Here is a 6,608-nt window from a genome sequence, read left to right on the forward strand (position 1 = left end):
CGACACAGCCGTGCCGACTTTCGTCGCCGCGCAAATCGCTGTGTGGCTGTGGTTCACCGTACTGTTCGCCAACTTCGCCGAAGCCCTGGCCGAAGGTCGCGGCAAGGCCCGCGCTGACAGCCTCAAAGCCGGCAGTGAAGGCTTGAGCGCCCGCCGCAAGACCGGCAACGGCACGTTCCAAGTGGTGCCGGCCACCAGCCTGCGCAGAGGTGATGTGGTGCGCGTCGAAGCGGGGGAGATGATTCCCGGTGACGGCGAGGTGATCGAAGGCATCGCGGCGGTCAACGAAGCGGCGATTACCGGTGAATCGGCGCCCGTGATTCGCGAGTCCGGTGGCGACCGTTCGGCCGTTACCGGCAACACCCGACTGGTGTCCGACTGGTTGCTGGTGAAAATCACTGCCAACCCCGGCGAGTCGACCCTCGACCGCATGATCGCGTTGGTGGAAGGCGCCAAACGCCAGAAAACCCCGAACGAAGTGGCGCTGGATATCCTGCTGATCGGCCTGACCCTGATCTTCCTGCTGGTCGTGGTGACCCTGCAACCGTTCGCCCACTTCGCCAACGGCAACTTGCCGCTGGTGTTCCTGGTGGCGCTGTTGGTCACGTTGATTCCGACCACCATCGGCGGTTTGCTCTCGGCTATCGGTATCGCCGGGATGGATCGTCTGGTGCGCCTGAACGTGATCGCCAAGTCCGGTCGTGCGGTGGAAGCGGCGGGGGACGTGCACGTCCTGCTGCTGGACAAGACCGGCACCATCACCTTCGGTAACCGTCGTTGCACTGCGGTCTATGCTGCACCAGGCGTCACTGCCAAAGAACTGGCTGAAGGTGCGTTGTTTGCCTCGCTGGCCGATGACACTGCTGAAGGCAAGTCCATTGTCGAGTACTTGCGTGGCCTTCACCCTCAGCCGGAGCCCACCGCCGAGCTGCTGAGCGCCGTGCCGTTCAGTGCCGAAACCCGCTTGTCCGGTGTCGACTATCAAGGGCGCGTGTACCGCAAAGGCGCAGTGGATTCGTTGCTGGCCTTTGTCGGCCTCAAGCGGGCTGATCTGGCTGCACCGTTGTCCCGTGAAGTCGACAAGATCGCCCAAAGCGGCGGCACCCCGCTGCTGGTGTGTGCCGACGGCAAGTTGCTCGGCGCGATCCACCTCAAGGACGTGGTCAAASCCGGCATCCGCGAGCGTTTTGCCGAGCTGCGCAAGCTGGGGATCCGCACCGTCATGGTCACCGGCGACAACCCGTTGACCGCCGCTGCCATCGCCGCTGAAGCGGGTGTGGACGATGTTTTGGCCGAAGCCACGCCGGAGAAAAAACTGGCGCGCATTCGTCACGAGCAAAACGACGGTCGCCTGGTTGCGATGTGCGGCGACGGCGCCAACGACGCCCCGGCCCTGGCCCAGGCGGACGTCGGCATGGCGATGAACGATGGCACGCAAGCGGCACGCGAAGCGGCCAACATGGTCGACCTCGACAGCGATCCCACCAAGCTGCTGGACGTGGTGCAGATCGGCAAGGAATTGCTGGTTACCCGCGGTGCGCTGACGACCTTCTCCATCGCCAACGACGTGGCCAAGTACTTCGCGATTCTGCCGGCGCTGTTTGCCGCGATCTACCCGCAACTGGGCGTGCTCAACGTGATGCACCTGAGCAGTCCGCAGAGCGCGATTCTCTCGGCGATTGTGTTCAATGCCCTGATCATCGTGGTGCTGATTCCTCTGGCACTGCGCGGTGTGCGGGTTCAAGCGGCGAGTGCGGCGGCGTTGCTGCGGCGCAATCTGCTGATCTACGGCCTGGGCGGGATCCTGGTGCCGTTCGTGGGCATCAAGGCGATCGACATGCTGTTGACGGCGTTGCATCTGGTTTGACTGCGTGGTGTGCCAGATAAACCGCCATCGTCGGAACGCCGCCCGGAGCAAGCTCGCTCCCACAAAAGCGCCCCATACCCTGTGGGAGCGAGCTTGCTCGCGATGGATGCGCCACGGTGCACCTGACTTGTGAATTCGAGGATTTTGAAATGTCCACATTGATACGCCCGGCCCTGAGCCTGCTGGTCCTGATGACGCTGATCACCGGCGTGGCTTATCCACTGGTAGTCACTGGGGTGGCCCAGGTTGCATTCCCGGATCAGGCCAATGGCAGCCTGCTGCGTGATGCCGAGGGCAAGGTCCGCGGCTCCTCGCTGATCGCCCAGGATTTCGTCGACGATGCCTGGTTCCACCCGCGTCCTTCGGCCGGTGCCTTTGCCACCGTGTCGAGCAGTGCCAGCAACCTGTCGCCGAGCAACCCGGCGCTGGCAACGCGGGTCATCGACGATGCCAACAAACTGCTGGTGCCAGGCCAGGGGCCGGTGCCATTGGCGCTGGTCACTACGTCCGGCAGCGGTCTCGATCCGCACTTGCCACCGGCGGCGATTGCCTATCAACTGGTGCGTGTCGCGACGGCGCGCAACCTGCCGGTGGCGACCCTGCAGCAACTGCTGGACGCCCACATCGAACAGCCACTGGTAGGCCCGCCGGTGGTGAATGTGCTTGAGTTGAATCTGGCACTGGAAAAACTTTAGATCCGTGGCGCGGCCTATCGCGAGCAGGCTCGCTCCTACAGATGTGCGCATTCCAAATGTAGGAGCGAGCCTGCTCGCGATGACGGCCTGAAAAGCATCACATCAACATCAGAAAAACGAGAACTTCAAACATGAGCAACTCCGGCCGCGCCGACGCGCTGTTAGCAGACCTGCCCCGCGATGGCCGTGGCCGGCTCAAGGTGTTTCTCGGCGCTGCGCCGGGTGTCGGCAAGACCTACGCTATGTTGCAAGCGGCCCACACCCAGTTACGCCAAGGGGTGAAAATCATCGCCGGCGTCGTCGAAACCCACGGCCGCGCCGAAACCGAGGCTCTGCTCGGCGGCTTGCCGCAGCAGCCGTTGGTGCGCTCGGAATACCGTGGCGTGATGCTCGAAGAAATGGACCTCGACGGTCTGATCAAAGCCAAGCCGAAACTGGTGCTGGTCGACGAACTGGCGCACACCAACGCCCCCGGTAGTCGTCACGAAAAACGCTGGCAGGACATTCAGGAACTGCTCGCCGCGGGCATTGACGTCTACACCACGGTCAACGTCCAGCATCTGGAAAGCCTCAACGACCAGGTGCGCGGCATCACTGGCGTGCAGGTCCGTGAAACCCTGCCGGACTGGGTGTTGCAGGAAGCCTATGAACTGCTGCTGATCGACTTGCCGCCACGGGAGCTGCTGGAGCGCCTGCGCGACGGCAAGGTCTATGTGCCGGAGCAGGCGCGGGCGGCCATCGACGCGTTCTTTTCCCAGACCAACCTGACGGCCCTGCGCGAACTGGCGATGCAAACCGCGGCGGCTCAGGTCGATAACGATCTGGCCCAAGGGTATCGTCAGTTGGGGCAGGCGGCACCGGCCGTGCGCGGGCGTTTGCTGGTAGGGGTCGACGGCGATGCCCAGGCAGAGCGTTTGGTACGGCATGCCAGTCGTGTGGCCCAGCGGCGGCACCTGCCCTGGAGTCTGGTGCACGTGGACAACGGCAGCGTGCGTGACGAGCAGTCGCGCCTGCGCCTGCAAAGCGCCCAGCAACTGGCCGAACGACTGGGCGGCGAAGTAGTGTTGCTGCGCGCCGGTGAAGTGGCGAAGACCCTGATCCAGCATGCCGCCGAACGTCGTGCCAGCCTGGTGCTGGTCGGTCAGTCCCGACCGCGTTTGCGCCGGCGTCTGTTCGGTGGCGGGTTGGCAGCGCGGTTGCTGCGCAATGCTCGCGGGCTGGAAATCAACGTTCTCGACAGCGACCACCAACAGGATCAACCCCATCAGCGGTCGATGCATTCGCTGGTCTGGTTCGACTACGCATTGGCCGTTGTCGCGACGGTTCTGGCCAGCGCCCTGGCCTGGGCCGTGGCGAGCGTGCTGCCACTGCCGAACATCTCGCTGGTGTTCCTTGCGGCGGTATTGCTGGTGGCGGTGCGCAGCAGTCTCGGGCCGGCGCTGGCCTGTGCGGCGCTGTCGTTCCTGACCTATGACTTCCTGTTCATTCCACCGATTTTCTCTTTCAGCATCCAGCGCGAAGAAGACGTGCTGACCTTGCTGTTCTTCCTGCTGATGGCGGCCCTCACCGGCAACCTCGCGGCGCGCCAGCGCAGGCAATTGCAGGCGCTGCGCGATACCCAGGAAGAGACCACTGAATTGCTCGACCTGTCGCGCAAACTTACCGCTGCCACCGACCGCCAGGCCGTGGTCAGCGCGGCCGCCCAGCACCTCAACGGTTGGAGCGACGTACAACTGTGCCTGCTCAATCGCGACGGGCAGAGTGGCTGGAAAGTCGAAACCGGTGGCCCGCTGGAGTTTGCCGAAGCCGAGCGCGCCGCCGCCGACTGGGCCTGGCAGCACGACCAACCGGCGGGTGCGGGCACCGGCACCTTGCCGTTCGGCCGCTGGTGGTGGTGGYCATTATCGGTGGAGGACGGCCCGTTGGCGTTGCTCGGCGTGTGCGCCAGGGAAGGCCAGACCCTGAGCGGCCAGCGCCGACGCTTGTTGACCGCGCTGAGCCAGCCGCTGGCCCAGGCGCTGGCCCGGGCACAACTGGCCGATGATCTGGAAGCGGCGCGGCTGCACGGCGAAACCGAGCAACTGCGCAGTGCCTTGCTGGCTTCGGTGTCCCACGATTTGCGCACACCGTTGACGTCCATGCGCGGCAGTATCGACAGCCTGCTGGCCCTGGGTGAGGCGATCCCGCTGGAGGATCGACGTGAGTTGCTCGAAGGCACCCGCGATGAAGCCGAACGTCTCGACCGCTACATTCAAAACCTGCTCGACATGACCCGGCTGGGCCACGGCGCGCTGAAGCTTGCACGGGACTGGGTGTCGCCGGCCGATATCATCGGCAGTGCGCTCAATCGCTTGCGCGCGGTACTCGCGTCGCTGCAGGTCAGCACCGAAGTACCGGCGCAATTGCCGCTGCTGTTCGTGCATGCCGCGCTGATCGAACAGGCACTGGTCAACGTGCTGGAAAACGCCGCGCGGTTTTCGCCGTCCCACGGGCGTTTGCAATTGCGCGCCGGGGCCGATGACAGTGAGCTGTTTTTCTCGGTCAGCGATGAGGGACCGGGGATTCCGGAAGAAGAGCGGGCGAAGATTTTCGACATGTTCTACACCGCGGCGCGGGGTGATCGTGGCGGGCAGGGTACCGGGCTGGGGTTGGCAATTTGTCAGGGCATGGTCGGAGCCCATGGCGGGCGCATCAGCGTTGCCGACGGTATCGAGGGGCGCGGTACCTGCATCACGTTGCACCTGCCGCTACAGGCTCAGCCGGGATACGAGAGTGAAGCCTGATCGTGCTTGCGCTACTCTCTTGCCACTTCTTTGTGTTGATGTGAATTCATGAGCCAGACCGCGACCATTTTGGTCATCGACGACGAGCCGCAGATCCGCAAATTCCTGCGCATCAGCCTCGCTTCCCAAGGCTATAAAGTGCTGGAGGCCGGCACCGGCAGTGAAGGATTGGCACAAGCCGCGTTGAACAAACCGGATTTGCTGGTGCTCGATCTCGGCTTGCCGGACATGGACGGCCAACAGGTATTGCGCGATTTTCGCGAGTGGTCGACGGTGCCAGTACTGGTGCTCTCGGTGCGCGCCGGTGAAGGGCAGAAGGTCGAAGCCCTGGATGGCGGTGCCAATGACTACGTGACCAAGCCGTTCGGCATTCAGGAATTCCTGGCACGGATTCGTGCGTTGTTGCGCCAGGCGCCCGTCGGCGAGGTGCAACAAGCGGCGCTGACCTTCGGTCCGTTGACGGTCGACCTGGCGTATCGCCGGGTGCTGCTCGACGATGTCGAAGTCGCTCTGACTCGCAAGGAGTACGCCGTGCTGGCGCAACTGGCGCGGCATCCCGGGCGGGTGATCACCCAGCAGCAATTGCTTAAGGACATCTGGGGACCGACTCACACCGACGACACTCATTACCTGCGCATCGTGGTCGGGCACTTGCGCCAGAAACTGGCGGATGACCCGACCCGGCCACGGTTCATCGTGACCGAGGCGGGGGTGGGGTATCGGTTGTTGGGTGAGGGTAGCCTTTAGTTTTGTGCTGAATGATCCGACCCCATCGCGGGCAAGTCGGATCGCCGCACCGCCGCCCCCACAATGACCGTGTCGGTCACAATCATGTGTACGACGCGAACCCTGTGGGAGCGAGCTTGCTCGCGATGAGGCCCTTACATTCAATCGAGAGTTTTCAGACTTTCAGTTCTGCTCATTCTCATACCGATCCAGCGTATCCCGCGCAATCTCCCGTCCCAGCGCGATCAGCTCCGGCGCCTTGTAGAACTCGAAAAACCGGCACACGCGCTTGGGCACGTTGATCAGGATGTCCGGCGGATACCCGGCAATCTTGTACTGCGCCAGCGACGTCTGCATCACCTCGAAACTCTGGTTGATCAAATCCAGCAAGGACGCCGGCCCGACGTTGTCGATGATGAACGAACCGGTGGCGGAGCGGGGTGCGCCACCGGTTTGCGGAGCGGCCGCGGGTTGCTGCGCTTCGGGCTGGGCGGATTCGATCCACGGATTGAGGTCTGCCCCTTCGGCCCTCAGGGC

General features: G+C 63.7%; 4 protein-coding genes and 1 pseudogene. 4 read left to right on the forward strand and 1 reads right to left on the reverse strand.

The genetic code is table 11. The features are described from left to right. The 4 genes from kdpB to ACXRVY_RS13815 all read left to right on the forward strand — a co-directional run. Positions 1-1,867, forward strand: a 1,867-nt coding sequence (gene kdpB / locus ACXRVY_RS13800) for a potassium-transporting ATPase subunit KdpB (protein ID WP_458237576.1), incomplete at its 5' end; no start/stop codon positions are given. 149 nt (positions 1,868-2,016) lie between these two features. Beyond that, positions 2,017-2,562 (forward strand): potassium-transporting ATPase subunit KdpC, encoded by a 546-nt coding sequence (gene kdpC, locus ACXRVY_RS13805; RefSeq protein ID WP_457266298.1) that lies wholly within the window; start codon positions 2,017-2,019, stop codon positions 2,560-2,562. A gap of 131 nt (positions 2,563-2,693) precedes the next feature. Next, positions 2,694-5,345: a DUF4118 domain-containing protein gene (locus ACXRVY_RS13810; protein ID WP_458237577.1), complete on the forward strand. Its 2,652-nt coding sequence runs from the start codon at positions 2,694-2,696 to the stop codon at positions 5,343-5,345. A 48-nt stretch (positions 5,346-5,393) separates the two neighbouring features. Next, positions 5,394-6,092 (forward strand): response regulator, encoded by a 699-nt coding sequence (locus ACXRVY_RS13815; RefSeq protein WP_457266297.1) that lies wholly within the window; start codon positions 5,394-5,396, stop codon positions 6,090-6,092. A gap of 162 nt (positions 6,093-6,254) precedes the next feature. On the opposite strand, the pseudogene ACXRVY_RS13820 reads toward ACXRVY_RS13815, so the two are convergent. Further along, positions 6,255-6,608, reverse strand: a pseudogene (locus tag ACXRVY_RS13820) (patatin-like phospholipase family protein); the annotation flags it as partial.

This window comes from Pseudomonas sp. P5_A2_2 (assembly GCF_054177685.1).